The organism is Pseudoalteromonas sp. DY56-GL79 (assembly GCF_041414765.1).
Classification (GTDB): Bacteria; Pseudomonadota; Gammaproteobacteria; order Enterobacterales; family Alteromonadaceae; genus Pseudoalteromonas; species Pseudoalteromonas piscicida.
Genome location: NZ_JANHZS010000022.1, coordinates 96,321 through 120,377 on the forward strand (window position 1 = coordinate 96,321; position 24,057 = coordinate 120,377).

At 45.0% G+C, this 24,057-nt stretch carries 22 protein-coding genes; 3 read left to right on the forward strand and 19 right to left on the reverse strand.

The window, feature by feature from the left end:
- Positions 1 to 5: 5 nt before the first annotated feature.
- Positions 6 to 1,184, reverse strand: a complete 1,179-nt coding sequence (locus tag NO992_RS16525) for a homoserine O-acetyltransferase (RefSeq protein ID WP_371379041.1) — start codon at positions 1,182 to 1,184, stop codon at positions 6 to 8.
- A gap of 15 nt (positions 1,185 to 1,199) precedes the next feature.
- Complete coding sequence (locus tag NO992_RS16530; RefSeq protein WP_099031119.1) at positions 1,200 to 2,504, reverse strand: GntP family permease; 1,305 nt, start codon at positions 2,502 to 2,504, stop codon at positions 1,200 to 1,202.
- Between the two features lie 248 nt (positions 2,505 to 2,752).
- Here NO992_RS16530 and NO992_RS16535 point away from each other — a divergent pair, with 248 nt between their 5' ends.
- Positions 2,753 to 5,035: a TonB-dependent receptor gene (locus tag NO992_RS16535; RefSeq protein WP_371379045.1), complete on the forward strand. Its 2,283-nt coding sequence runs from the start codon at positions 2,753 to 2,755 to the stop codon at positions 5,033 to 5,035.
- Between the two features lie 97 nt (positions 5,036 to 5,132).
- Positions 5,133 to 5,798, forward strand: a complete 666-nt coding sequence (locus NO992_RS16540; RefSeq protein WP_371379048.1) for a response regulator — start codon at positions 5,133 to 5,135, stop codon at positions 5,796 to 5,798.
- A 4-nt stretch (positions 5,799 to 5,802) separates the two neighbouring features.
- Here the strand turns inward: NO992_RS16540 and NO992_RS16545 are convergent, their stop codons facing one another.
- The 14 genes from NO992_RS16545 to rpsJ form a co-directional block, all read right to left on the reverse strand.
- A complete protein-coding gene (locus tag NO992_RS16545) occupies positions 5,803 to 9,261 on the reverse strand; it encodes a PAS-domain containing protein (RefSeq protein WP_371379051.1) in 3,459 nt (1,152 codons plus the stop codon).
- Positions 9,262 to 9,348: 87 nt separating this feature from the next.
- Positions 9,349 to 11,301 (reverse strand): methyl-accepting chemotaxis protein, encoded by a 1,953-nt coding sequence (locus tag NO992_RS16550; RefSeq protein WP_371379054.1) that lies wholly within the window; start codon positions 11,299 to 11,301, stop codon positions 9,349 to 9,351.
- 319 nt (positions 11,302 to 11,620) lie between these two features.
- On the reverse strand, positions 11,621 to 11,827 hold the full coding sequence (rpsQ, locus tag NO992_RS16555; RefSeq protein ID WP_371379087.1) for a 30S ribosomal protein S17: 207 nt from the start codon (positions 11,825 to 11,827) through the stop codon (positions 11,621 to 11,623).
- Between the two features lie 80 nt (positions 11,828 to 11,907).
- Positions 11,908 to 12,165, reverse strand: a complete 258-nt coding sequence (rpsQ, locus tag NO992_RS16560; RefSeq protein ID WP_010607740.1) for a 30S ribosomal protein S17 — start codon at positions 12,163 to 12,165, stop codon at positions 11,908 to 11,910.
- A complete protein-coding gene (gene rpmC, locus NO992_RS16565) occupies positions 12,165 to 12,356 on the reverse strand; it encodes a 50S ribosomal protein L29 (RefSeq protein ID WP_010376372.1) in 192 nt (63 codons plus the stop codon). Before rpmC ends, rpsQ (NO992_RS16560) begins: the two co-directional genes overlap by 1 nt.
- Complete coding sequence (gene rplP, locus NO992_RS16570) at positions 12,356 to 12,769, reverse strand: 50S ribosomal protein L16 (RefSeq protein ID WP_010376373.1); 414 nt, start codon at positions 12,767 to 12,769, stop codon at positions 12,356 to 12,358. The genes rpmC and rplP overlap by 1 nt, the downstream gene beginning before the upstream one ends.
- Positions 12,770 to 12,782: 13 nt before the next feature.
- A complete protein-coding gene (gene rpsC, locus NO992_RS16575) occupies positions 12,783 to 13,484 on the reverse strand; it encodes a 30S ribosomal protein S3 (protein WP_010376374.1) in 702 nt (233 codons plus the stop codon).
- A gap of 12 nt (positions 13,485 to 13,496) precedes the next feature.
- The gene (gene rplV, locus NO992_RS16580) at positions 13,497 to 13,829 is read right to left on the reverse strand and encodes a 50S ribosomal protein L22 (protein ID WP_010376375.1); all 333 of its coding nucleotides are present in this window, start codon (positions 13,827 to 13,829) and stop codon (positions 13,497 to 13,499) included.
- Between the two features lie 12 nt (positions 13,830 to 13,841).
- A complete protein-coding gene (gene rpsS, locus NO992_RS16585) occupies positions 13,842 to 14,120 on the reverse strand; it encodes a 30S ribosomal protein S19 (RefSeq protein WP_010376377.1) in 279 nt (92 codons plus the stop codon).
- 16 nt (positions 14,121 to 14,136) lie between these two features.
- Entirely contained in the window at positions 14,137 to 14,961 is an 825-nt protein-coding gene (rplB, locus tag NO992_RS16590; protein WP_010607737.1) for a 50S ribosomal protein L2, read from the reverse strand.
- A 17-nt stretch (positions 14,962 to 14,978) separates the two neighbouring features.
- On the reverse strand, positions 14,979 to 15,281 hold the full coding sequence (gene rplW / locus NO992_RS16595) for a 50S ribosomal protein L23 (RefSeq protein ID WP_010376382.1): 303 nt from the start codon (positions 15,279 to 15,281) through the stop codon (positions 14,979 to 14,981).
- A complete protein-coding gene (gene rplD, locus NO992_RS16600; protein ID WP_010376385.1) occupies positions 15,278 to 15,880 on the reverse strand; it encodes a 50S ribosomal protein L4 in 603 nt (200 codons plus the stop codon). Before rplD ends, rplW begins: the two co-directional genes overlap by 4 nt.
- Positions 15,881 to 15,897: 17 nt before the next feature.
- Positions 15,898 to 16,533 (reverse strand): 50S ribosomal protein L3, encoded by a 636-nt coding sequence (gene rplC, locus NO992_RS16605; protein WP_010376387.1) that lies wholly within the window; start codon positions 16,531 to 16,533, stop codon positions 15,898 to 15,900.
- A 27-nt stretch (positions 16,534 to 16,560) separates the two neighbouring features.
- Entirely contained in the window at positions 16,561 to 16,872 is a 312-nt protein-coding gene (gene rpsJ, locus NO992_RS16610; protein ID WP_010376390.1) for a 30S ribosomal protein S10, read from the reverse strand.
- Between the two features lie 471 nt (positions 16,873 to 17,343).
- Here rpsJ and plsB point away from each other — a divergent pair, with 471 nt between their 5' ends.
- Positions 17,344 to 19,770, forward strand: a complete 2,427-nt coding sequence (plsB, locus tag NO992_RS16615) for a glycerol-3-phosphate 1-O-acyltransferase PlsB (RefSeq protein ID WP_010376392.1) — start codon at positions 17,344 to 17,346, stop codon at positions 19,768 to 19,770.
- A gap of 49 nt (positions 19,771 to 19,819) precedes the next feature.
- On the opposite strand, the gene NO992_RS16620 is transcribed toward plsB, so the two are convergent.
- From NO992_RS16620 to NO992_RS16630, 3 genes are all read right to left on the reverse strand, one after another.
- Positions 19,820 to 21,904, reverse strand: coding sequence for a TRAP transporter permease (locus tag NO992_RS16620; RefSeq protein ID WP_371379063.1), 2,085 nt, complete (start codon positions 21,902 to 21,904; stop codon positions 19,820 to 19,822).
- Positions 21,905 to 21,940: 36 nt separating this feature from the next.
- Positions 21,941 to 22,852: a TAXI family TRAP transporter solute-binding subunit gene (locus NO992_RS16625; RefSeq protein ID WP_371379066.1), complete on the reverse strand. Its 912-nt coding sequence runs from the start codon at positions 22,850 to 22,852 to the stop codon at positions 21,941 to 21,943.
- A 605-nt stretch (positions 22,853 to 23,457) separates the two neighbouring features.
- On the reverse strand, positions 23,458 to 24,057 hold a 600-nt coding region (locus NO992_RS16630), incomplete at its 5' end, for an EF-Tu/IF-2/RF-3 family GTPase (protein WP_371379070.1).

Below are 24,057 nucleotides of genomic sequence, written 5' to 3' on the forward strand. Positions count from 1 at the left end.
CTTGATTATTTTGCTAAGAACTGAGCAATGGTGTCAGCCTGTGATTGAATTGAAAAAATACCGTCTAAATGTCCCCAAACACCTTCTATCTCTGTGATCTGCACGTCTTTATTCTTGGCTTTTAGGGTTTCTGCTAGCTTACGAATGGGCTCAGGCCTTAATAACAAGTCATTGCTTGCAGGCATCAATAAAACCTTTGCTGTGATTTTATCGATAGCGCTATCAAAATTACCTTGCATGCCTGCGGTGTATAATTGCGAGGCGCGGACTAAATACAAGATTGAATTCGCATCTTGCGTTTCAGCTCTCGCTCGTGCGCGCGTGGCTAGCGTTTGGCTGAGTTTAGGAAGCTGACGAATATCTTGTTTTGCTTTGGGATCAAGCACAATAAAGCCTGGAAAACTGGCGTTGTAAATAGCGGGGTGCATCGCGTCTTGAGTAATATTAAGCATCGTGGCCGTGAGTCCAGCAAGCGGCCTTTCCCCGTCGTAGTAGTCCCCGCCCTGCCAATTTGGATCAAGTCGGATAGGTAAAGCCCATTTCTCTAACGCCGCAACGGTCCAAGCATCCATCTTTGCCGCGCCAATCACATGAATTAAACGTGACACTTTTTCCGGATAACGCACTGACCATTCTAACGCTTGGAAAGACCCCATAGACGCGCCCATCACCGCATGTAGTTTGTCGATACCTAAGCTATCCAGTAGTTGCTTTTGCACTTCAACAAAATCACCGATGGTCACCACGGGAAAATCCAAGCCATAAGGTTTGCCCGTCTTTGGATTAATGGATGCAGGGCCCGTTGTGATCACATCTTTATTATGCCAATTTGCGTTGACCAAAGTATCTGAACTTATCACGAAGTATTTGTTAGTATCTATCGCTTTGCCCGGGCCGATAATGGCATCCCAGTAACCTGCCAATACGTCAGATTCTCGATACTTGCCCGCGGCGTGAGATGTGCCAGAAAAGAAATGCGTGATCAAAATTGCATTGCTTTTGTCGGTATTTAACTTGCCATAGCTTTCCCAGCCGACCTTAACGTCAGGAATGCTGACTCCAGACTCTGTAGTAAAGTGCGCGAGTGTAAATGCCCGCTTTTCAACCAGCATAGGTTTGTTTGTCTCACTGCCATAGACAATATTGCTGGCAACGAACAAAAGTAACAGGAAAATCCGCTTCATTGCTGTATCTCTCCGTTAAAATAAGATGAATAGGGTTAATGCGAGGGCAACCCCCACCAGCGGTACGACCGCAGTCAACGCAGCCATGGACCAATATGCTCGTTGATGTGTTTCTTTACAGATGGCACGAATGGTTGTGACCACATAGCCATTGTGCGGTAAGGTATCCAAAGCGCCTGAGCTAATAGCGACAACACGATGTAATTGTTCTGGATTGACACCCGCATCAATGTAGTGCGGTGCCACTAAAGGTAACGCAATGGCTTGCCCACCGGATGCCGAACCGGTTAAACCGGCTATTACACTTACCGCCACCGCGGCGCCAAGTAACTCATTACCCGGCATCTGTGTCATCATCTCGACCGCTAATTGAAATGCCTCGGTGTTTTTTGCTACCGCACCAAAACCCACTACGGCACTGGTATTACCGATAGCAACTAGCGCACCTGTTGTACCTAGGTTAATCGCGGCTCCCATGTTGTGAAAATGCTTAAAGTTAATCGCGACAATACTGAGTACACCGCCTAGCAACGCTACAATGAGTGCACTTTGCTGCAGCACATCATGAAGTGTAAAAGATAAAATTAACACCACGATTAAAGGCAGTACACCAGTGATTGGATGAGGATAGTTACGTTCATGGATTTCAGGGTCATCTTCTTTCGCCTCAAAGTGCTCACCATTTGCCACCGCTTTGGCTATCATCTTTTTCAACCACCAATAACCCGTAATGGCCATAAATGTGGCGACCACTAGACTGACTTCCCAAGCCGCATAAGGCGAAGTGCCTAAATATTTTATTGGGATCCAGTTTTGGATTTCAGGGGAGCCTGCCGAAGTCATGGTAAAGGTGACTGAGCCGAAGGCCAGAGTTGCGGGAATAAAGCGCCTTGGTAAATTGGCATCTTTAAATAAGCTGAGCGCCATAGGATAGACAGAGAAAGCGACAATAAAAACACTCACACCACCATACGTTAACACAGCACAGGCAATCACCACCGCTAATACCGCATGCTTCATACCTAACTTGTCGACAATATAGCGTGCCACGCTGTCGGCAGCACCGCTGTCTTCCATGAACTTACCGAACAAAGAGCCAAGCAAAAACATGAAAAACCAAGCACTCAAAAAGCCAGCAAAGCCATCCATATAGAGTGTAAGAAAGCTGCTTTCTACAGCTTCTGTGGGAAATAGCGCAACGCCACTCGTTAATGCGACCAATAAAGCGCACAGAGGAGCTGCGATAAACAAGTTTACGCCACGGAGAGTTAGCCAAATAAGCAGGCCAAGTCCTCCTGCCAGTCCAAGCATACTGAGCATAAGGGCTTCCTTTTATTGTTATTAATGCCCGTTATAAGTTGATGTGTTGGGCATACTGTTGATGAATATCAGTGTGGCGTGCAGGCGCAATAAAAACCATAGTACTAAGGTTATAGAAGCCCTACACCCCGTGTTAATCCTAGCGTATCAAGGCATTAGTACTAAGGTACTAATAGAAAAACTTTACAACTCCCCTATGCTTTGGTGTGACAACAAGCACCCAAAATGACAATAATAGGGACCACAGGATGAACATTTACCAACCTAGATATTCAGCTATCGCGTTGGCTATTACACTCGCAACTCAAGTCAGCCCAGCGGCAGCAGAACAAGCAACACAATCAGAAGGCAAGCTAGAACGCATTGAAGTCACGGCGCGTAAGACGGTAGAAAACCTTCAAACCGTTCCAGTTGCAGTGACTTCTATCGGTGAAACCGATCTACTCGAAAATGGCATTTCGGTCCTCTCTGAAGTCCAACAGTTTTCACCCAATACCACACTTCAAGCTAGCCGTGGCACTAACTCTACCCTCACTGCTTTTATTCGTGGTGTCGGGCAACAAGATCCATTATGGGGTTATGAACCCGGTGTCGGTATTTACGTCGATGACATTTATTTGGCAAGGCCGCAAGGGGCTGTACTCGATCTGCTTGATGTACAACAGATTGAAGTACTACGAGGACCGCAAGGAACGCTATACGGCAAAAACACCATTGGTGGCGCAATCAAATATGTCACTAAAGAAATGTCTGGCGATGCGACATTTAACGTGGAGGGGACGGTTGGTAGTTATAATCAACGCGATCTTAAGATCACAGGTCAACTGCCGCTCGTAGAAGACACACTCTACTTAGGTTATGGCTTTGCCACTTTGAATCGAGATGGCTTTGGTGAATTCAAGGTTTCAACGCTACCCGGCCAAGATAAGGAAAACTACAATAAAGAAATTCAAGCTGCACGGTTAACCTTGGAATATCGTCCAAGCGATGATTTGTTCTTCCGTTTAGCATGGGATAAAACCGACGATGACTCCAACTCTAAAGGAGGTTATCGCTTGTTGCCGAGCTTACTGACTGACGCCCCCGTGCCTGACAGCGTATTTGATTCTTACACCAGTATGCCAACCTGGAATAAAGTCGAACTTGAGGGATATAGTTTGACCGCTCGCTGGGATCTTTCTGACGCCACCACAATAAAATACATCGGTGCTAGCCGAGATAGTTACTCCCCGACCAATATCGACTTTGATAATACGCCACTGCGGATCTTTGATGTACCCGCCATTTATGATGACGAGCAAACCACGCATGAGATACAGCTAAGCCATGCAGGTAACGGCTACAAATTTGTCTCAGGTCTATATTATTACGATGGCGAGTCATGCGGCCAATTCCAAGCAATTTTGGAAGTGTTAGGACAAAGCTTAGGTGCCTCCGGTCTTACGCGAGAAGTTAGTGGCTGTAACAACTCAAATAGTAAAGCCGCCTATATTCAAGGCACCATTGATTTAGCAGAGCAGTGGTCGCTCACACTGGGCGCTCGTTACACTAAAGACAGCAAAGAGGCACAAGTCAGCAACGGTTTGGTCTTTGATGTCGTGTATCCCGAATCAAATTGGATCCCAGGTTATACACGCCCTGCAGGTGAGCTAGTACCGTCAGTGCTTGATGATGAAGAAGATTGGTCACGGTTTACGCCAAGAGTGGGAGTGGAATATCAATACAACCGCGATATTATGTTCTTTGCCAGCTATGCTCAAGGATTTAAATCCGGCACCTTCAACCCCAGAGCCAGCACCGCAGAGCCTGCTGCAGATCCTGAAATCGTAGATTCATTCGAAATCGGTATGAAAAGCGAGTGGAACGATAATCTAAGAGCCAATATCACGCTATTCACGTTAGATCACAAAGACCGCCAATATATTTCCGTATTGCCCGGTGCAACCTCTGCCGATCTAAACCAACGACTTGGCAACATCGGTAAGTCTACAGCAAATGGTATTGAAGCCGAACTGAGCTATGTCGCTACAGAGGCGCTGAGTTTTGACGCCGCGATAGGATATATAGACAGCGACTTCGAAGAGGTACTCGATACTAACCCAGACACAGGCGCGACATTTGACAAATCAGACCGCTTTAGTATTTCTAACACCCCTGATTTAACTTTTAACCTTGGGGCGACATACAAACTCTACAGTGATATTGGCGATTGGGTATTCAATGCTAGCTACTACCATCGTGGTGATTATGTCTTATTTGAGGAAGATAGCCTACTGACGCAGGATAGCTATGGTTTAGTCAATCTGAGTATTAATTGGTATAGCACAGATGGCAATTGGCGTGTTGGTCTTCATGGGAAAAACCTGACCGATGAAGAATATATGATAGGAGGCTATCAGTTCGTGACACCAGACCCGAGCGATCCGAGTAATGTGAGTAAGTACACGCCGGGGCTTGGTGGTGATAATACCTTGATAGGCTACTTTGGCGACCCAAGAACCGTTTCGCTTACCGTGGGTTATCGTTTTTAGCACCGCAAGCGAGGCTGCAAGGGAGCCTCGCTATCTCAATCACTTGATGTAGTTTTGGAAATACCCTATAACAACGGATACTAGGAGTTAGTTAAGGATGTCTCAGGTGCAAGCAATCATCGCTGATGACCACCCATTATTTCGCAGCGCACTCAAACAAGCCGCTGCACAAGCGATTGGTCATGATCCCATCAAAGAAGCCAGTACCTTAGACAGCTTATTCGAGATGTTGCTCGCGCATCCTGAGACAGAGCTAGTATTTTTGGACTTATCTATTCCTGGTGCGAAAGGTCTCGAGGGTCTTGCCCGGTTAAGAAATCAGTATCCAGACATATTGGTGATCATGGTTTCAGCCAACGAATCGGCAGCCATTATTAGCCAATGCGTTGCCCTCGGGGCAAGCGCTTATATTCCCAAGTCTTCCTCACTAGAGGTGATCAGTGGTGCCATCAAGCTCGTTATTGAAGGAGAAACCTGGTTACCCGAAATCGTGGATATCGCACCTGAAAATGACAGCGAACAAGCGCAATTTGCGCGTAATTTAGAAAAGCTAACTCCCCAGCAATATCGAGTATTAACCATGATTGCCGACGGCCTTTTGAATAAGCAGATTGCGTATGCAATGTCGATTCAAGAGACCACCATCAAACAGCATGTTTCAGCTATTTTAAAAAAGCTCAATGTGTATAACCGCACCCAAGCTGGGATCCTCTTTAATCAGCTGGCTACGGATGTACATCTCGACGATGAAGCGAGCACATAAACAACTAGATTAGTCGCTTAATCATGCGCTTTAGGGCAGGCGTTTTGAGTGGCTTATAGAGTAATGGGATCCCTGCATCACTCACTCGCTCTCGAATAGCCTCGTCGTGGTTAGCTGTGTTAATAATGATTGCCATATCATCAAGCGCAAGCGCTGCTATTACCTCAAGTCCAGTGACACCATGATCAAGCTGATAATCCGCGATCAGCATATCAGCCCGGCTCGTTGCTTGCAGCGCGCTAAGCTCTGCCTCATCTCGCGCTACGGCCACCTGACACCCCCAGCTCAGTAATACTTGAGATAGTGCATTAAGCGCGTTGGCATCATTATCTAGCAACCAAATAGACAGACCCGATAATTGCGAATCACCGCTGGGCTTGTCAGCGGTTACTTCGGTCTTTTGATCCGTCTGCATTCCATAACTTGGCAGTGTTAAGGTAAATTGCGTGCCTTTATTAAGTTGTGAGCCAAGGGTGATGGGTATTTCCAACACTTCGCAAATTCGTTTACTGATCGCAAGTCCAAGTCCTAACCCCTGCGCCAGCTCTTTACTATGCAGCTGTTTAAACTCTTGAAATATGGCGTCCTGATCTTGCTTTGCAATGCCCACGCCAGTGTCTTCAACAATGATAGAAACACTCTCCCCCTGACATTCAGCGATAAGTCTTACCGTACCAGACTCAGTGTAACGGATAGCGTTACTCAGTAAGTTCCCCAATACCCTTTTTAGGAGAGCTTTATCGGTGTAGAGCATGACATCACAAACCTGCACCGCAAACGCTAACCCTTTGTCTTTCGCAACCGCCCCATATTCATTTTCCAATGGTTCCAGCAGTGACGACAATGCAAAGCGCGAGCGGTTAACCTTAAACGCCCCAGCCTCTAATTTTGTGAGTTCAAGAATGCTCGACAACAGTTCTTCAGCACTTGCCAATGAACTTTTGATGCTTTGCGAAAGCTCAGCTAAGTCGGTCCCTTGGGCCTTTTCACTCATCAATGAGCAAAACAGGCTCGCTGCGTTAAATGGCTGTAACAGATCATGACTCGCTGCAGCGAAAAAGCGGGTCTTACTCTCCGTTGCATGTTCCGCTTGGCGTTTCGCAGAAGATAAAGCACGGTTGGCGTCTATCAACTCTTTGGTCCTTGCCGCAACCGTTTCTTCTAGATTGACATTAACTTGCTCTAGTAAGGATTGTTGTTTTACAAACTCGGTGATATCTGTATAGGTCGTTACAAATCCACCTCCAGGCAATGGGTTACCTTGCATTTCAAACACTCGACCATCGTGATGCTCGCGGCGGTAGCGATACGCATTGCCTCGTCGTAAATGTGATAGACGCTTCTCTACTTGCTGCTCGACATCGGCATCACCAAATAGTCCACGCTGCGCATTGTAACGAATAAGCTCAGCCACAGGACGCCCGATAAACAACGCATTGTCTGGATAATTAAACATTTCTGCGTAGCGCTGGTTCCAAGCGACCAATTGCAGTTGGCTATCTACTACACTTATCCCCTGACTGACGTTTTCTATCGTCGACTGCAGTAAGTCGCGATTAAAACGTAGCACCTGTGACGCTTCATCGACAAATTCTGCAACTTGCTCTAAAGGCTGGCGTTTTTCATCTTTGGCGACATCTAAAATCAGTTTCGCAGATGCCCCTCCAACGAGCGTCGACATCTCCCGCTCGATCATATTTTCAACTTGCAATGGCGCTGCCTGTTTCCAGTTTGCAGGCTCTTTAGGAAAATGAAGCTCAACAAGCTGCTGCGCACGTGCTTGCTCGCTAAAGCGCTGCAGTAATGTTGCCAAGTCTTGGTAACTCAATACCGTGTTTGCGGATTGTGCAGATTTGGACGGCATTACAAATTTATTGCTTTGTAAGCGCTCAGCAAGACGTGCAGATGAAATAAACGGCACCAGCAAATAAACCAACAAATTTGCACTTAAAGAGATCAGCACGGACTGACTCGTACTGTCTAACCCCAGGCCCAAAAAGTCTAAAGGCGCTAACCATGTGATATTCATAGGCCCCGCGCTCAGCCATTGAATTTCGTAGTTAAAGCCACTAATGAGGCTCGGTAACAATAGCGTGTAAAACCAAATTGCAAAACCTGTCACAATCCCCAATTGTGCACCTAAGCATGATGCCCCACGCCACCACAAACCAACCACCATCGCAGGCGCAAACTGCGCAACCAAAGCAAATGACATGAGCCCCATATTGGCCAACGTGTTGCCCTCAGCAAGCACGCGATGACTGGCATAACTCAGTAATAAAATGCCAACAATAACCACCCGTCGAGCATTGAGCAGATTAAACTTAGATAAACCTCTATGGCTCGAATTTAACTGCGAGCGGCGCAACAAAAATTGATTGATAAAGTCATTGGTGATCATGATAGATAGCACGATGGCTGAGACTATCACCATGCTCGTCGCCGCAGAGAACCCTCCTAAAAAGGCTATCAAAGCGACTACAGGCGCATCAGATCCCAGTGGTAAGGCGAGCACAAACGTATCGTAGCCAACATCTTGACCATTAAAATACACCAGCCCGGCGTAGGCGATTGGCAAAATAAACAAATTAATTAGCAATAAATAAACAGGAAACAACCAGCGTGCGGTCTTAAACTGGTTTTGTTCATCATATTCAATAAAAGAGGTATGAAACTGCCTCGGTAAACAAAGCGTTGCCAATACCCCTAAAAGAACATGGACTAAATAAACATAGGTTGGGCTAGCCGATGCCTCTATTTGCTTGGTAATTCCCTGCAGCTCCGCTTGGTTAAATAAGTGAGAGGGTGACTCAAAGAGCACAAAACAGACATAGACACCAACGGCAATAAACGCCAGTAACTTAACTAATGACTCAAAGGCGATTGCAGTCATCAACCCTGGGTTATGCTCACTGGGTCTCAGCCTACGCGTGCCGAACAAAATAGCAAAAAGGGCTAACAGCAAGGTGATATAAAAAGTACTATCCTGCCAAAACGCGACACTCACCCGCTGGGTGTCGCTTGTTAGCATACCGATACTGGCGCTAGTAGCATTAAGCTGAAGGGCAATATAGGGCACAACCGCAATGACAGAGATCAGAGAGATGAGTCCAGACAGACTAGAAGAATTACCGTAACGAGTGGCAATAAAGTCCGCCATGGAAGTGAGTTGCTGCTGGCGGCATATTTCAGCAATTCGTGTGTAGACTTGCCAACCAAATATAAATAGTAAAATCGTGCCAACATAAGTTGGGGCAAGCCACCAACCATTATTTGCAGCTTGCGCGGTAGTACCAAAAAACGCCCAAGAGGTGCAATACACCCCAAGTGACAAGGCATAGGTAACTTGCTTGGCACGATAAGACCTAAACTTAGTACTCGCCCTATCTGCGCCCCATGCAATGGTAAATAAAAGCGCTAAATACAGCAGCGCAATAAGACTGATCAGCCCGATAGAAAACATAACTGTGATGATTTTTTATTGTTTACTCTAGCATAACGGCTGTACTGTAAAAAGACAGCACACTTTAGTGCTACAGCCTATCACCACTTATAACCTAAAACTGCTCACCGATTTATCCAGTGCACGGGATAAAGACAGCAGCGACAATGCTTCATCTGACGCGCGCTCGGCTCCCGTTGCTGTCTCTTGCGCGGTTTCGCTGATTTCTGTCACACTTTGCGAAAGTTGCTGTGTAACCGTGTTTTGCTCCTCAGAAGCACTGGCTATTTGCAGATTCATATCTTTAATCGTACTCACAGATGAAGAAATCGCTTGTAACACTTCATCCGTTTTCGCCGACTTGTCCGCTGTATCTTTAGCATCTTTAACGTTCTCTCGCATCATGCCAACGGAGCGCTTCGCTTCATTTTGCAACTTAGAGATCATCTCTTGAATTTCGTCTGTACTCTTTTGGGTGCGACTCGCAAGGCTTCTTACCTCGTCGGCCACTACGGCAAAGCCTCTTCCTTGTTCGCCAGCTCTTGCGGCTTCAATTGCTGCGTTGAGCGCTAACAGATTAGTTTGCTCCGCTATACCCCTGATGACATCCAAAATAGAGCCTACCGACTCTGTTTCTTGTTCAAGATTCTCAATGGTCTGGCTCACATTTTCTATTTTACCCACTAGACCTTCCATTGCTTGCTGTGTTGCAACGACAACTTGAACACCTGAATTAGATTGAGAATCCGCATCGGTTGCGGCATCCGCTGCGAGTTGAGCACTTTGGGTTATCTCAGCAATCGTGGCAGCCATTTCATTCATCGAAACAGCACTATGACTGAGTTGCTCCATTTGGTTGTCCGCCCCCTGTTTAGACTGAGCAGTGATAGCACTAAGTGTTTCCGACGAGGAAGATAATGCATGTGTAGAGCTTTGAATTTCTGCAATGATGGCTTTTAGTTTGTCAGCCATATCACGCATTGCCAAATAAATACCGCTGACTGATTCCCCTCTGTCAAATTGTATAGTGAGGTCGCCACTGGCAATCCTTGATGCCACTTCCGCGATTTCTTTTGGCTCCCCACCAATTGGGGTTTTGATTATACGGGTGATATACCAACTCAGAAAGCAGCCTAAAAAGATCACCGCAAGTGCAACAACAATAATTGTATTCACGGTGTTTTCACTTTGCGCTTGAGCAACTGGCCCCAATTCGTCTTGTTTATCTTTTATCGATTCTTTAATACGTGCTAAATAATCTGCAATAGTTTGACCATTTTTATTTAGTGATTCGGCTATTAACTGATTCCTCTCTGTGATAATTCGCTGAACTTCGTTTACCCCCGGAGAGTAACGATCCCCAAGTGACTCAGTATCTGCTAGTAGTTGCTTGGCTGTGTCATCGGTAAATTCCAATCTAGATTGGTTTAGTAAGTCCTTTTCTTGCTTAAGTTCTTTCATTGCTCTTTCATAGTCTTCAGGCTGGTTACTAACTAAAAACTTGCTGACAAATAATCGCCCTAGTAGCAACTTTTCCTGCATATGAGCAGCAACATTTAATCCTTGAAAGTCATTACGTTCGACACTTAACTCCATTAACTGAGTGACATTTTTTCGCATTTGAGGACCTATTTGATCCAATGTGTCGTTAACAACTGTATCTCTGCGACGGTAAAGCGTTAGGATCTGTTTAAAGGTTGCTTCATATTCGACTAAAGCCTCCTCACTTTTCTCTACTAGCGCTACTAACTCTGGTGTGGTTAGGACCTTTCTCGCTTCGAGGAAATCTTTATGTAATTGCTCAGTCTTTTGTTCAAATTGGCGTACATCTTCTTGAGACTGCTGCTTGAGAAAATTTAAGACGTTGACTCTGGTTGACAATAAGTTTGCTTCTAAACTACTCGCTAGGTTACTTGCCCTGGCCAAGCTGCGATATTCGACAAAGTTACCAAAGCCACCACTTAACCCAACATAAGCCACACCAGATAGCATGATCATAAGTACAATCATAATTCCAAATGAAACCGATAATTGCTGACCTAACTTTAACTTTGTAAGCATATAACAACCCTAAACGTCGTCTTCACGGATAGTCTAGTAGCCATTGCACGAGACGCACGAACAGATGGTACTTGTGTTTAATACAATAATAATTGACGTTGTTCACCATTTAGTAAAGGTATGTACCGATTAAAAAACAACTTTGGGGATGCCGATATATCGCGCTTATTGCATTTAAAAGGCGCAGAGATTTGTTAATGGGTAATATTAGTTAGAACGGGATAGAGCTTATTACACGACAAAAATTCGCTATGACCGAGAGAGTGCTATTATTTATTCTCTTTAAAACACAAAAGTCTAATTTAGTTAAAAACTAAAATTAAGCTTTCTTAGGACGTTCAATCACGTCAACTAGCGTCCAAGATTTTTTCTTAGAGATTGGCGCACATTCGCGAATAGTCACGACGTCACCTGTGAGTAGCTGTGTTGTTTTCATCGTGTGCGTGCAACTTAGTTGTACGCTTGATGCTTTCTTTCTATAAAGAGTACCGTAGATCGGGTGTTTAATCTGACGTTCGATAGCTATTTATAAAAATTATCCAGAAACGCAAAAGCCCCAGCAGATGCTGGGGCTTTATAAAAGTCTAATTTAGTTAAAAACTAAAATTAAGCTTTCTTAGGACGTTCAATCACGTCAACTAGCGTCCAAGATTTTTTCTTAGAGATTGGCGCACATTCGCGAATAGTCACGACGTCACCTGCTAGTGCTGTGTTGTTTTCATCGTGTGCGTGCAACTTAGTTGTACGCTTGATGAACTTACCGTAGATCGGGTGTTTAACCTGACGCTCGATAGCAACAACGATTGACTTGTCCATTTTGTCGCTAATTACACGACCTTGTACAGTACGGATCTTATCGCTCATTATGCACCTGCCTTCTGGTTAATAACCGTTTTCACACGCGCAATATTGCGACGTACTTTCTTAAGCTCGTGAGTTTGAGCTAGCTGACCAGTGCTCGCTTGCATGCGCAGGTTGAACTGCTCACGAAGAAGCTCTAGAAGTTCAGCATTTAGCTCTTCTACGCTTTTGTCTTTAAGTTCGCTAGCTTTCATTACATTACCGTCCGAGTTACAAATGTTGTTTTGAAAGGTAATTTACGAGCAGCTAGGTCGAATGCTTCGCGAGCAAGCTCTTCTGAAACACCTTCCATCTCGTAAAGTACTTTACCAGGCTGAATTTCAGCAACCCAGTATTCAACAGAACCTTTACCTTTACCCATACGAACTTCAAGCGGTTTCTCTGTAATTGGCTTATCTGGGAATACACGGATCCAGATTTTACCTTGACGCTTGACGTGACGTGTCATAGCACGACGAGCTGCTTCGATTTGACGAGCAGTCATACGGCCACGGCCAGTCGCTTTCAAGCCGAAAGAACCGAAGCTAACTTTGTTACCGCTGGTAGCCAGACCACGGTTGCGGCCTTTGTGTACCTTACGGAATTTTGTACGTTTTGGCTGTAACATTAGTCGCTACCTCTTACTTAGCACTTTTTTTAGCTTTCTTCGGCGCACGTTTAGCTGGCTTCTCTTGCTCTTGAACTAGTGGAAGACCACCAATTACTTCGCCTTTGAAGATCCAAACCTTAACACCGATGATACCGTAAGTGGTCAAAGCTTCTGAAGTTGCGTAGTCGATATCAGCACGTAGAGTGTGTAGAGGTACACGACCTTCACGGTACCACTCAGAACGTGCGATTTCAGCACCGCCAAGACGGCCGCTTACTTCAACTTTGATACCCTTCGCGCCTAGACGCATTGCGTTTTGTACTGCGCGCTTCATAGCACGACGGAACATAACACGACGCTCTAGCTGAGAAGAGATACCGTCAGCAACTAACTGTGCATCTAGCTCTGGCTTACGTACTTCTGCGATGTTGATTTGCGCAGGTACACCAGCAAGCTTAGTTACAGCTTGGCGAAGCTTTTCAACATCTTCACCTTTTTTACCGATAACAACACCAGGACGAGCTGTGTGAATTGTTACACGGATTGATTTAGCTGGACGCTCGATAACGATCTTAGCTACAGAAGCACTTTTCAATTCCTTAGTAAGGTATTGACGTACTTTGTGATCGCCAAAAAGCTGTTCAGAGAAATCTTTTGTATTCGCGTACCAAGTAGATACCCAAGGCTTTGAGATACCTAGGCGAATACCAGTAGGATGAACTTTTTGTCCCATTACTTATATCTCCTAGCTATCCGATACCACAACAGTGATGTGGCTTGTACGCTTAAGGATGCGGTCTGCGCGTCCTTTAGCACGTGGCATAATACGTTTCATTGTAGGACCTTCGTCTACAAATACTTTAGCCACTTTAAGCTCATCAATGTCAGCACCTTCGTTGTGCTCCGCGTTCGCGATAGCAGACTCAAGTACTTTTTTAACTAATACAGCCGCTTTCTTCGGGCTGTACGCCAGGATTTCTAGCGCGCGATCAACCGGAAGTCCACGGATCTGATCTGCCACTAGACGTGCTTTCTGCGCCGAACCAGAGGCGAATTTGTGTTTAGCTAATGCTTCCATCATACCCTCCGATTAACGCTTCTTAGCTTTCTTATCCGCAGCGTGACCGCGGTAAGTACGTGTAGGTGCAAATTCACCCAGTTTGTGACCGATCATTTCGTCTGTGATGAACACAGGAACGTGCTGACGACCATTATGGACAGCGATGGTCAATCCGATCATGTTAGGTATGATCATTGAACGACGGCTCCAAGTTTTAATTGGCTTCTTGTCACCGCTTTCCAACGCTTTCTCTACCTTCTTCAGCAAGTGTAGGTCAATAAATGGACCTTTCTTGAGAGAACGTGGCATGGCAATTCCTCAACTATTATTTAGTACGACGACGTACGATAAACTTATCAGTACGCTTGTTCTTACGAGTCTTGTAACCTTTAGTAGGTACGCCCCATGGAGATACAGGGTGACGACCACCAGAAGTACGACCTTCACCACCACCGTGTGGGTGGTCAATCGGGTTCATGGCAACACCACGAACTGTAGGACGGATACCACGCCAACGATTTGCACCAGCTTTACCTAGTGAACGTAGCATGTGTTCTGCGTTACCTACTTCGCCAAGAGTCGCACGACAATCAGACTCAACCTTACGAACTTCGCCAGAGCGAAGACGTAGTGTTACGTATTGACCTTCACGAGCAAGGATCTGTACGTAAGCACCAGCAGAACGTGCAATTTGTGCACCTTTGCCAGGTTTAAGTTCAACGTTGTGTACAGTAGAACCTACAGGGATATTACGCATAGGTAGTGTGTTACCAACCTTGATTGGTGCATCAACACCAGATTGGATTGCATCACCTGCTTTAAGACCCTTAGGTGCAATAATGTAACGACGCTCACCGTCTGCATATAATACAAGAGCGATGTTTGCGCTACGGTTTGGATCGTACTCTAGACGCTCAACTTTAGCTGGAATGCCATCTTTTGTGCGTGTAAAGTCGATTACACGGTAGTGTTGCTTATGACCACCACCGATGTGACGAACCGTGATACGACCGTTGTTGTTACGACCACCTGATTTAGAGTTTTTCTCTAATAGCGGAGCGTAAGGCTTACCCTTGTGTAGATCAGGGTTAACCACTTTAACGACGTGACGACGACCCGCAGAAGTTGGTTTACACTTTTGAAGTGCCATAATTCTAACTCCCCTTATTACTCGGCGCCGCCGACAAAGTCTAGCTCGCTACCTTCTTTAAGAGTAACGTATGCTTTTTTCCAATCGCTACGACGGCCAAAACGCATACCAGTACGCTTTGTCTTACCCTTAACATTTAGAGTGCGAACACCAGTTACTTCTACTTCGAAAAGCTTTTCTACAGCTGCTTTAACTTCAGCTTTAGTTGCATCTTTAGCTACTTTGAAAACGATAGTGTTGTTTTCTTCAGCAGATACAGTGCTCTTCTCAGAGATGTGTGGAGCAAGGATTACTTTTAAAAGACGTTCTTCACGGATCATGCTAGCGCCTCCTCAAGTTGCTTAACAGCAGCAGCAGTAATCAGAACCTTATCGAAAGCGATTAGGCTTACTGGGTCGATGCCAGCTACGTCACGCGTGTCAACCTTGTACAGGTTACGTGCAGAAAGGAATAGATTCTCATCTACTTCTTCAGTCACGATTAGTACGTCTTTAAGCTCAAGTTCTTTAAGCTTAGCTACTAGTTCTTTAGTCTTTGGTGCTTCTAGACCAAAGTTTTCAACAACTACTAGACGATCTTGACGAACAAGCTCAGAAAGAATGCTCTTGATCGCACCGCGATACATTTTACGGTTAACTTTTTGGCTGTGATCTTGCGGCTTAGCTGCAAAGCTCACACCACCGCTGCGCCAGATTGGGCTGCGGATTGTACCAGCACGTGCACGGCCAGTACCTTTTTGGCGGAATGGTTTCTTACCACCACCGCGTACTTCAGAACGTGTCAATTGAGCACGAGTACCTTGGCGAGCACCTGCTGCATAAGCAACAACTACTTGGTGTACCAATGCTTCGTTAAACTCACGTCCAAAAGTAGCTTCGGAAACTTCAAGCGCACCAGCGCCTTTAATTGCTAATTCCATCACTAAATCTCCAGGACTTATGCTTTAACAGCTGGTTTAACGATAACGTCACCGCCGATAGCGCCAGGTACTGCACCTTTAACTAAAAGCAAGTTACGCTCTGCGTCAACACGTACTAGTTCAAGGTTCTGTGTCGTTGAACGAACATTACCCATTTGACCGGCCATTTTCTTACCTTTGAAAACTTTACCAGGAGACTGGTTTTGACCGATTGAACCAGGAGCACGGTGAGATAGAGAGTTACCGTGAGTTGCGTCTTGCATGCTGAAGTTCCAGCGCTTAACACCACCTTGGAAACCTTTACCTTTTGAAGTACCAGTAACGTCTACTTTTTTCACTTCAGTGAAAAGTTCAACAGTTAGCTCTGAACCTACTTCAAATTCACCTTCACCGCCGTTAAGACGGAATTCCCACAGGCCGCGACCCGCTTCAACGCCAGCTTTAGCGAAGTGACCCGCTGCTGGTTTGTTTACACGGCTTGCTTTTTTCTCGCCTGCAGTAACTTGAAGCGCGTTATAACCGTCAGTTGCGTCAGATTTGATCTGCGTAACACGGTTAGGAGTCGCTTCGATAACTGTCACAGGGATAGATACACCATCTTCAGTGAAGATACGTGTCATACCCACTTTACGACCGACTAGACCTAATGCCATTTTCCTAAAACCTCTCTAATCTTCCGATTAACCCAGGCTGATTTGAACATCAACACCAGCAGCAAGGTCTAGGCGCATTAGAGCGTCTACAGTCTTGTCAGTTGGTTCTACGATGTCGATCAGACGTTTGTGGGTGCGGATTTCATACTGATCACGCGCGTCTTTGTTTACGTGCGGAGAGATCAATACTGTGAAACGTTCTTTGCGCGTAGGTAGTGGGATTGGACCACGAACCTGTGCACCAGTGCGCTTCGCTGTTTCCACGATTTCCGCCGTTGATTGGTCAATCAAACGGTGGTCAAAAGCTTTTAGGCGAATACGAATGCGTTGATTTGACATTCTTAAACCTCAAAATAAAAAGAGCATTTAAAAAGAGCATAAAAAAACGACCGAGACTAACTCAATTATTCCTGAGAAGTCGGTTGTTAATTTATTTCTACCGTTGAACTCACAATTGGAGTTCCTGTTCATAGGGCCTGAAATCCAGACCTTTCATTTACTTTCCTAGACGCTATGGTCAAGAAAGTCTGCATATTATAGTGATATTGGTGATAAATGCAACAACTAATACAAAGTAATTTTATCGCTCGGATCCGTGGGCGCTGTCGCGCAGATAAAGCACATTGAACATACATAATATTTCACTCACACAAAGCATATAGAACAAAATTCACTCTACTCAAGCATTCGCTTCTGTTAGTCTTCTATAAAGAAATATTGTGACAAGAAAACATGGATGACGCCTTTGTAAATGGTCAGTCCAGTTAAATCTTGGTATTCTATGGCTAATGATAATTGTTCGGTATTCCCATGCAGATTTTTTCTTATTTGCTTACAACCATCGCTCGCTGTAGCAACTGGCTTTTTGTTAAAAGTAAAGTATTGCCAGAGCATCCCATCGAGGATTACGAGCTAGATCCCAGCATTCCCACATTCTATGTAGCGAGACTCGACTCGGTATCAGACATGATAGCGCTAGACGTTATGTGTAAAAAGCTTGGTTTACCAAGACCATCTCAAAAAGCGCGAATTGGCAATAAAGAGCTCAATCGTTTTGTTGGGATCCAGACTCCGCCAAGTGTCTTTGGTAATAGTCATAAACCAAGTGATGCGCTTGAACATAGCAAAGCAATTTTTGAAGCCTTAAAAGATGACGACAATACCGATGCGCAAGTTATTCCGGTCACCATATTGTGGGGTCGTAATCCAGGTAAAGAAAAGCCAGGTGTGGGAACTTTATTATCCAACTCATTAACTCCAAGCTGGCTACGCAAATGCTTTGTGGTCTTGTTTTCAGGCAGGGATAACTTTGTTCGATTTTCCCGCCCGATTGAACTCAATCAATTGTTAAATGATAAAGCCGACGTTGACGAACTGCCACATAAGCTGCTGCGCGTTGCACGCGTGCACTTCCGTCGTCAAAAATTGGCTGCTACGGGCCCCAAATTGCCATCACGTGAGCAGCTATTTAATTCTATCTTAGCGTCGCAAAGCATTAAAAAGGCCATTGCTGACGAAGCAAAGGCAAAAGGTCTAAGTCAAGAAGAAGCAAGATTACAAGCACTTAGGTTATTAGACGAAATAGCCGCAAACTATTCAGACGCCATGGTGCGCGTAGCTGACAGGGCCCTCACTTGGCTGTGGAACAAGCTTTATAATGGTATTGAAGTTAATAACTCAGACAAAGTACAAGCGCTTGCAGACAAAGGACACGAGATCATTTACGTGCCATGTCATCGTAGCCATATGGATTACTTGCTTCTAACTTATGTGATTTACCATCAGGGTTTAGTACCACCGCATATCGCAGCTGGCGTTAATCTCAACTTTTTCCCTGCGGGCCCGATTTTCCGTCGTAGTGGTGCCTTCTTTATTCGCCGTTCTTTTTCGGGTAACAAACTCTATTCCGCGGTATTCAAGGAATATTTAAGTCAGTTATTTATCAAAGGATATTCCGTTAAGTTTTATACCGAAGGTGGTCGCAGTCGTACCGGTCGTCTTCTACCACCAAAAACGGGGATGCTGGCAATGACACTGCAATCTATGCTTCGCGGCATTGATAGACCTATATCATTAGTGCCCGTTTATCTCGGCTACGAACATGTTATGGAGATCAACACCTACCTCAAAGAGCTGGCTGGCAACAGTAAGAAAAATGAGTCTATTTTTGGTATTTTTAAGGCGATTAAGAACCTTAAAAACTATGGTAGAGGGTATTTAAATTTCGGCGATCCGATATCAGTCAACCAATTTTTAAATGAGCATCAACCAGATTGGCGTGGTTCTATTCACCCTACCGAAACTCAAAAGCCTGCTTGGCTGAACAAGCAAGTTGCCGATCTCGCTGATGTCATCATGACTGAGATAAATAACTCAGCAGCACTGAATTCAGTTAATTTACTTGCGACAATTTTGCTGAGTAATGAGCAGTTTGCACTGCCTAAATCACAACTGCTACAACAGCTTGATTTGTATCTTGGACTACACAGAAATGCACCTTATCACGACAATGCGACGGTGCCAGATTCGAGCTCTGAGGGCCTACTCGATCATGCACTTAAGCTTGATAAGTTCGATATTATTGAAGACAGTTTTGGCAGCATCATTAGTGTTAAGGAAAAAGAACGCGCTCTACTTAATTATTACCGTAACAATATTCTGCACCTGTTTGCCGTACCTAGCTTAATCGCTCAGCAACTGTTCAACCGCTACAGCTTAACCGTTGATGAGTGCTGTAAAGAGGTAGCGCTTTTGTATCCCTTGTTTGCAAAAGAGTGGTTCTTAACAGGCCTTAAGACAGGATATATAGAGTCTATTTTTGAATACTTTGCGGCTAAGGATCTGATCACCTTTGATGGTCATCTAGCCTCTGTTAACAAAGATGGTAGCGCGTTGGCACAATTAGAAATGCTAGGTAAAGTGATCCACTTAACGCTTGAACGCTATGCAATCACGATTAACCTGGTTAAGCGTCATCAAGGATTAAGTCGTAGCGAGCTTGAAAAAGAAAGTGCACTTCTTGCCGACCGACTAGGAACTTTACACGGCATCAAAAGCCCAGAGTTTTTTGACAAAAAAGTGCTCAGCGCATTTGTCACTAGCCTAAAAGAGCAAGGCTTTATAGAACAAGATGAAGCCGCTGGCATTCGCGGCACAGAATCACTACATACTTTAGAGCAGTACTTAAAAGCCCTGCTACCGGCACGAATACATCAGTCTATTCAACATATCGTCTAATATCATAAGGCCCCAATTTAGGGGCCTACTTTATGGTGCATAGCAAAGCTTAAGCTAGACGATTATCTACTACTTGCTTTGTAACAACAGCAACAACACATAGTGCCGCCGCTATATCTACAGAGATTATTTGGTGCGGCCAAACTAAAGCGATACCTAAAAGCGCTAACCCTATCCTGATTGGTTTATTGAGCTTTGCCTCTGCATAACCGTATATCGCTGCTACCAAAGCGTACATTCCCACAAGCGCAGTGAAAAAAACCTGCATGATCTCAAAGTTACTCCCCCCAATAAACGGCGTATAAGCAAACAGTAACGGAACGATGTATAGCGCTTTGGCCGTTTTCCATGCTTCTATACCTGTTGCCATCGGCGGTGTTTTGGCAATTCCCGCAGCGGTAAACGCGACCAAGCATACCGGCGGTGTTACATTGCTATCTTGCGATAACCAAAAAATAATCATATGGGCAGAGAGTAACATCATGGCTAAATGCGTGGCATCAAATTGGCTACTGCGAATAATATCAATAGCCTCTGGCGGCAAGCTTGCCAAAATAGTAAACACTTGAGCCGTGGTAATATTTGGCTGGTTGTATATCTCACCTAGTGCTGGCGCCATCATACTCATCATCATCGTCGCAGTGTCATTGAGTTGACCATTTACTATGATCTCTACCAGTGCTGACTGGCTGATCAAGCCATATAAAGCCGGTGCAGAAAGCGTTGCCAATACAATATACGATGCCGTCACCGGTAGTCCCATACCGATAATTAACGAGGCCAATGCAATCAATACCAACAACAGTATCAAGCTTGCTCCCGCCCATTCATTTATCATTAGAGAAAAGGTAACCCCTAAGGAACTGATTGAAATACAATTCACCAGCATGCCAATGGCAATCAATAATATTGCTGTCTTAGCGCTGTTTTCAGTTGCATTCGCAAGCGCAGCCAAAATCTTTGACCACCTCATCGGTGAATGTGAAAACAAAGAAAATAGACACACACTGAGCGTCGCAATGCTGACTGCATAAGTTGGCGTAAAGCCATAAATCATCAATGTTACGAGCAACATGATAGGTAATAAATGATGCCAACCGGATTTCAGTTCTTGCCAAGCACTTAATTGCTCTGGCTCTAAGGCTGGTTGGATATTCAAACGTTTAGCTTGAATACGTACAAAGATGGCAATAGATGCGAAATAAAGCAGAGCGGGAACAAAGGCCGCCGCAATTATCGTAAGATAAGGAATTTGAGTATAAGAGGCCATCACAAATACACCTGCCCCCATAATCGGCGGGATCAGCTGACCTCCCGTCGATGCTCCGGCTTCAACTGCTGCTGCAAACTTTGCAGGAAAGCCAGCTTTCTTCATTAATGGAATGGTGATCACTCCAGTCGCTGCTGTATTCGCGATAGCAGAGCCCGATACGGAGCCCATCATGCCCGAGCTGACGACAGCAACAAGGCCTTGTCCGCCAACCATTTGACCAACAAGCGCATTGGCAAAGCGAATGATAAAATCCCCTGTTCCTGCTTGGACTAGAAATGCGCCAAACAAGATAAACATAAAGACAAACGTCCAAGAAATTTTAGCAATAGGTCCAAACAAGCCGTCATCAAAGTAATTGCGAAACAAAATAGTTTCTGCGCTTAAACCAGCAAAATGAAACACGCCATCGATATACTGTCCCAAAAACAGTACATAAATCATCGCCAGTAGGATCATCATCGGGATAAACCAGCCCATACAGCGTCGGACCAACTCAAGCGCGAGGAGTACAGCGGTGGAAGATGCTATCCAGTCAGCCGTAGCAAATTCATAATTACGCGCAGCCAGCGCATCACTGTACAGAACAAGATAGCCGCAGCTCACGATTAAACCGATAAATAGCCCGATATCAATAACGCTAGAAAGCACTGCTAATTTGCCAACTCTAAGTGGCAAGGTGAGTAAGATAATGCTACCAAATAACATGAAATGGATGGCTGAAATATAATTATCCGGCCAAGTGGCGACCAAGTTAAAATAGAGGTGCAACAGACTCGTGAGTATCGCTAAATAAAAAGCGATCCGCTCACGAGCCGCTGTTGGTACTGCTAATGTGCTTTGCTCATTGCTACTATTACTCATTGATAGATACTATCCCGTTTTACTTAGTTGGCGGCGTTACTGCAGATGAGCAGGTACGGTAATACCTATTTCTTTATAATACTTCAGCGCGCCGGGATGTAGCTTAGCAGGTAGTCCCATGAGTGCCTTTTCTATCGCCATGGCTTTAGTCGCTTTATGGATGGTTTGAAGAAAGACTAAATTTTCATAAATTGCCTTGGTGAGTAGATATACATCTTCCTCACTCATGTCTTTATGTGCTGCAAGAAAGTTTGGCTGCGCAATCGTTTTGATTGCGTTAGTTTGGCCGGGGTAAGTGTTCGCTGGGATCTCGAAGCGTGACCATAACTCTACCTCAGCGTTGACTTTATTTAGCTGCTCATCAGTGAAATCCAGCACAGTGATACCATTGGCATCGGCTGCATAAGCACTCGTAATAGCGCTGACCGGTACGCCTGCCGGAATATTCATTCCCGCAATCTGACCATTTTGTAGGGCGCTAGAAGAGCCCGCGTAACCTTTATGCACCAAAGTGAATTTGTCACTATCAACGCCCAGTGCAGCCATGATGTGCTTCCCAGAACCTTCCGTTCCAGAGTTACGCTTACCAATGCCAAACCCTTGTGAATATAGGTTTTTCAAATCTGAGACGTTGCCCGTTTTGGCATACTTCTTAGCAATGACAAAGTGCTCTACGTTTTGCCACAACATAGTCACTGAACGCAGATAATCTTGTTTGCCAACGGGTGCCATTGCCCCCGTCCCCTGCGTCGCCCACGCACCATAAAGACCCTGTAAAATAGCCAGTTCAGCTTCTTTATTACGCATGAGTTTGAGGTTATCACCAGAACCGGCAGAGGTAATGGCCGACACACTCATACCGTGCTGCGGCGTGACTTTTAGCTTAGTTAGTGTCGCAATCGCGACACCTACTGGGTAAAAAGTGCCACCAGATGAGGCTGTCGCCAAATATAGGATCTGTCCTTATCTACATTGGCAAAGCTTGCAAAAGTACATAGTGACATTGTGATACTGAGCACAGCAGAAATCGTTCGAGCCGAAAGACCTAACATCTTTACACTCCCTAATTTTAGGTTTTATATGGGCTTATTGTGCACACCTTTACGTAATTAACCAAATTTTTACGTGACTGGTGGCAGGATATCAGCATATAGAATAGGGAGATTAAATGGTGAGAATATGGATTTTAAGCTGTCGAAAGTAAATATAAGAACATTATCGAATTGTTCGTTATAACCATCACAACGACAAAAATGATGCTTTAATAGGAGAATGACCCTTTTCGTTGGTCGCGATATAAAATCGCTGCTACGACAAAGAGTTTATCGCGAGGTAAACTCGCTCCCACCACAAAAATTCTATCTTTAAAATCGCGATGTAAAGTCACTGCTTCGACAAAGAGTTCATCTTTTAAAGCGTAATAATAAAAAGGTCTGTACTTCTTATTAGAGAACGACCCTTTTCGATAGTCGCGATATAAAATCGTATCAACAAAGGCATTAAAAAAGGCCGCCAAAGCGACCTTTTTTATGTGTGTTACGACAATCTACAGATTACTCTTCGATTGTTGCTACAACACCAGCACCTACTGTACGGCCACCTTCACGGATAGCGAAACGTAGACCTTCGTCCATCGCGATTGGTACGATTAGCTCAACAGTCATCTTGATGTTGTCGCCTGGCATTACCATTTCTACGCCGTCTGGTAGCTGGATGTCACCAGTTACGTCTGTTGTACGGAAGTAGAACTGTGGACGGTAACCTTTGAAGAAAGGAGTGTGACGACCACCTTCATCTTTCGAAAGTACGTATACTTCTGAAGTGAATTTTGTGTGTGGCTTGATTGAACCAGGCTTACATAGTACTTGACCACGCTCAACTTCGTCACGCTTAGTACCACGTAGTAGTGCACCGATGTTCTCACCCGCACGACCTTCGTCTAGAAGCTTACGGAACATCTCAACACCCGTACAAGTTGTCTTCGTAGTTTCTTTGATACCTACGATTTCTACTTCGTCGTTCACGTTGATGATACCAGCTTCTACACGGCCTGTTACTACTGTACCACGACCCTGGATTGAGAATACGTCTTCGATAGGCATGATGAATGGCTTATCGATGTCACGCTCTGGCTCTGGGATGTAAGAATCTAG

Coding starts and splice junctions, on each gene's coding strand:
- rplP (WP_010376373.1), bottom strand. CDS start 12,769: ATGTTACAGCCAAAACGTACAAAATTCCGTAAGGTACACAAAGGCCGC.
- NO992_RS16545 (WP_371379051.1), bottom strand. CDS start 9,261: ATGTTTTCTATCGGGCTGATCAGTCTTATTGCGCTGCTGTATTTAGCG.
- NO992_RS16540 (WP_371379048.1), top strand. CDS start 5,133: ATGTCTCAGGTGCAAGCAATCATCGCTGATGACCACCCATTATTTCGC.
- NO992_RS16620 (WP_371379063.1), bottom strand. CDS start 21,904: ATGAGTAATAGTAGCAATGAGCAAAGCACATTAGCAGTACCAACAGCG.
- rplW (WP_010376382.1), bottom strand. CDS start 15,281: ATGATCCGTGAAGAACGTCTTTTAAAAGTAATCCTTGCTCCACACATC.
- plsB (WP_010376392.1), top strand. CDS start 17,344: ATGCAGATTTTTTCTTATTTGCTTACAACCATCGCTCGCTGTAGCAAC.
- rplB (WP_010607737.1), bottom strand. CDS start 14,961: ATGGCACTTCAAAAGTGTAAACCAACTTCTGCGGGTCGTCGTCACGTC.
- rplV (WP_010376375.1), bottom strand. CDS start 13,829: ATGGAAGCATTAGCTAAACACAAATTCGCCTCTGGTTCGGCGCAGAAA.
- NO992_RS16530 (WP_099031119.1), bottom strand. CDS start 2,504: ATGCTCAGTATGCTTGGACTGGCAGGAGGACTTGGCCTGCTTATTTGG.
- rplC (WP_010376387.1), bottom strand. CDS start 16,533: ATGGCATTAGGTCTAGTCGGTCGTAAAGTGGGTATGACACGTATCTTC.
- rpmC (WP_010376372.1), bottom strand. CDS start 12,356: ATGAAAGCTAGCGAACTTAAAGACAAAAGCGTAGAAGAGCTAAATGCT.
- rpsQ (WP_010607740.1), bottom strand. CDS start 12,165: ATGAGCGATAAGATCCGTACTGTACAAGGTCGTGTAATTAGCGACAAA.
- rpsC (WP_010376374.1), bottom strand. CDS start 13,484: ATGGGACAAAAAGTTCATCCTACTGGTATTCGCCTAGGTATCTCAAAG.
- NO992_RS16535 (WP_371379045.1), top strand. CDS start 2,753: ATGAACATTTACCAACCTAGATATTCAGCTATCGCGTTGGCTATTACA.
- NO992_RS16550 (WP_371379054.1), bottom strand. CDS start 11,301: ATGCTTACAAAGTTAAAGTTAGGTCAGCAATTATCGGTTTCATTTGGA.
- rplD (WP_010376385.1), bottom strand. CDS start 15,880: ATGGAATTAGCAATTAAAGGCGCTGGTGCGCTTGAAGTTTCCGAAGCT.
- rpsJ (WP_010376390.1), bottom strand. CDS start 16,872: ATGTCAAATCAACGCATTCGTATTCGCCTAAAAGCTTTTGACCACCGT.
- rpsS (WP_010376377.1), bottom strand. CDS start 14,120: ATGCCACGTTCTCTCAAGAAAGGTCCATTTATTGACCTACACTTGCTG.
- NO992_RS16525 (WP_371379041.1), bottom strand. CDS start 1,184: ATGAAGCGGATTTTCCTGTTACTTTTGTTCGTTGCCAGCAATATTGTC.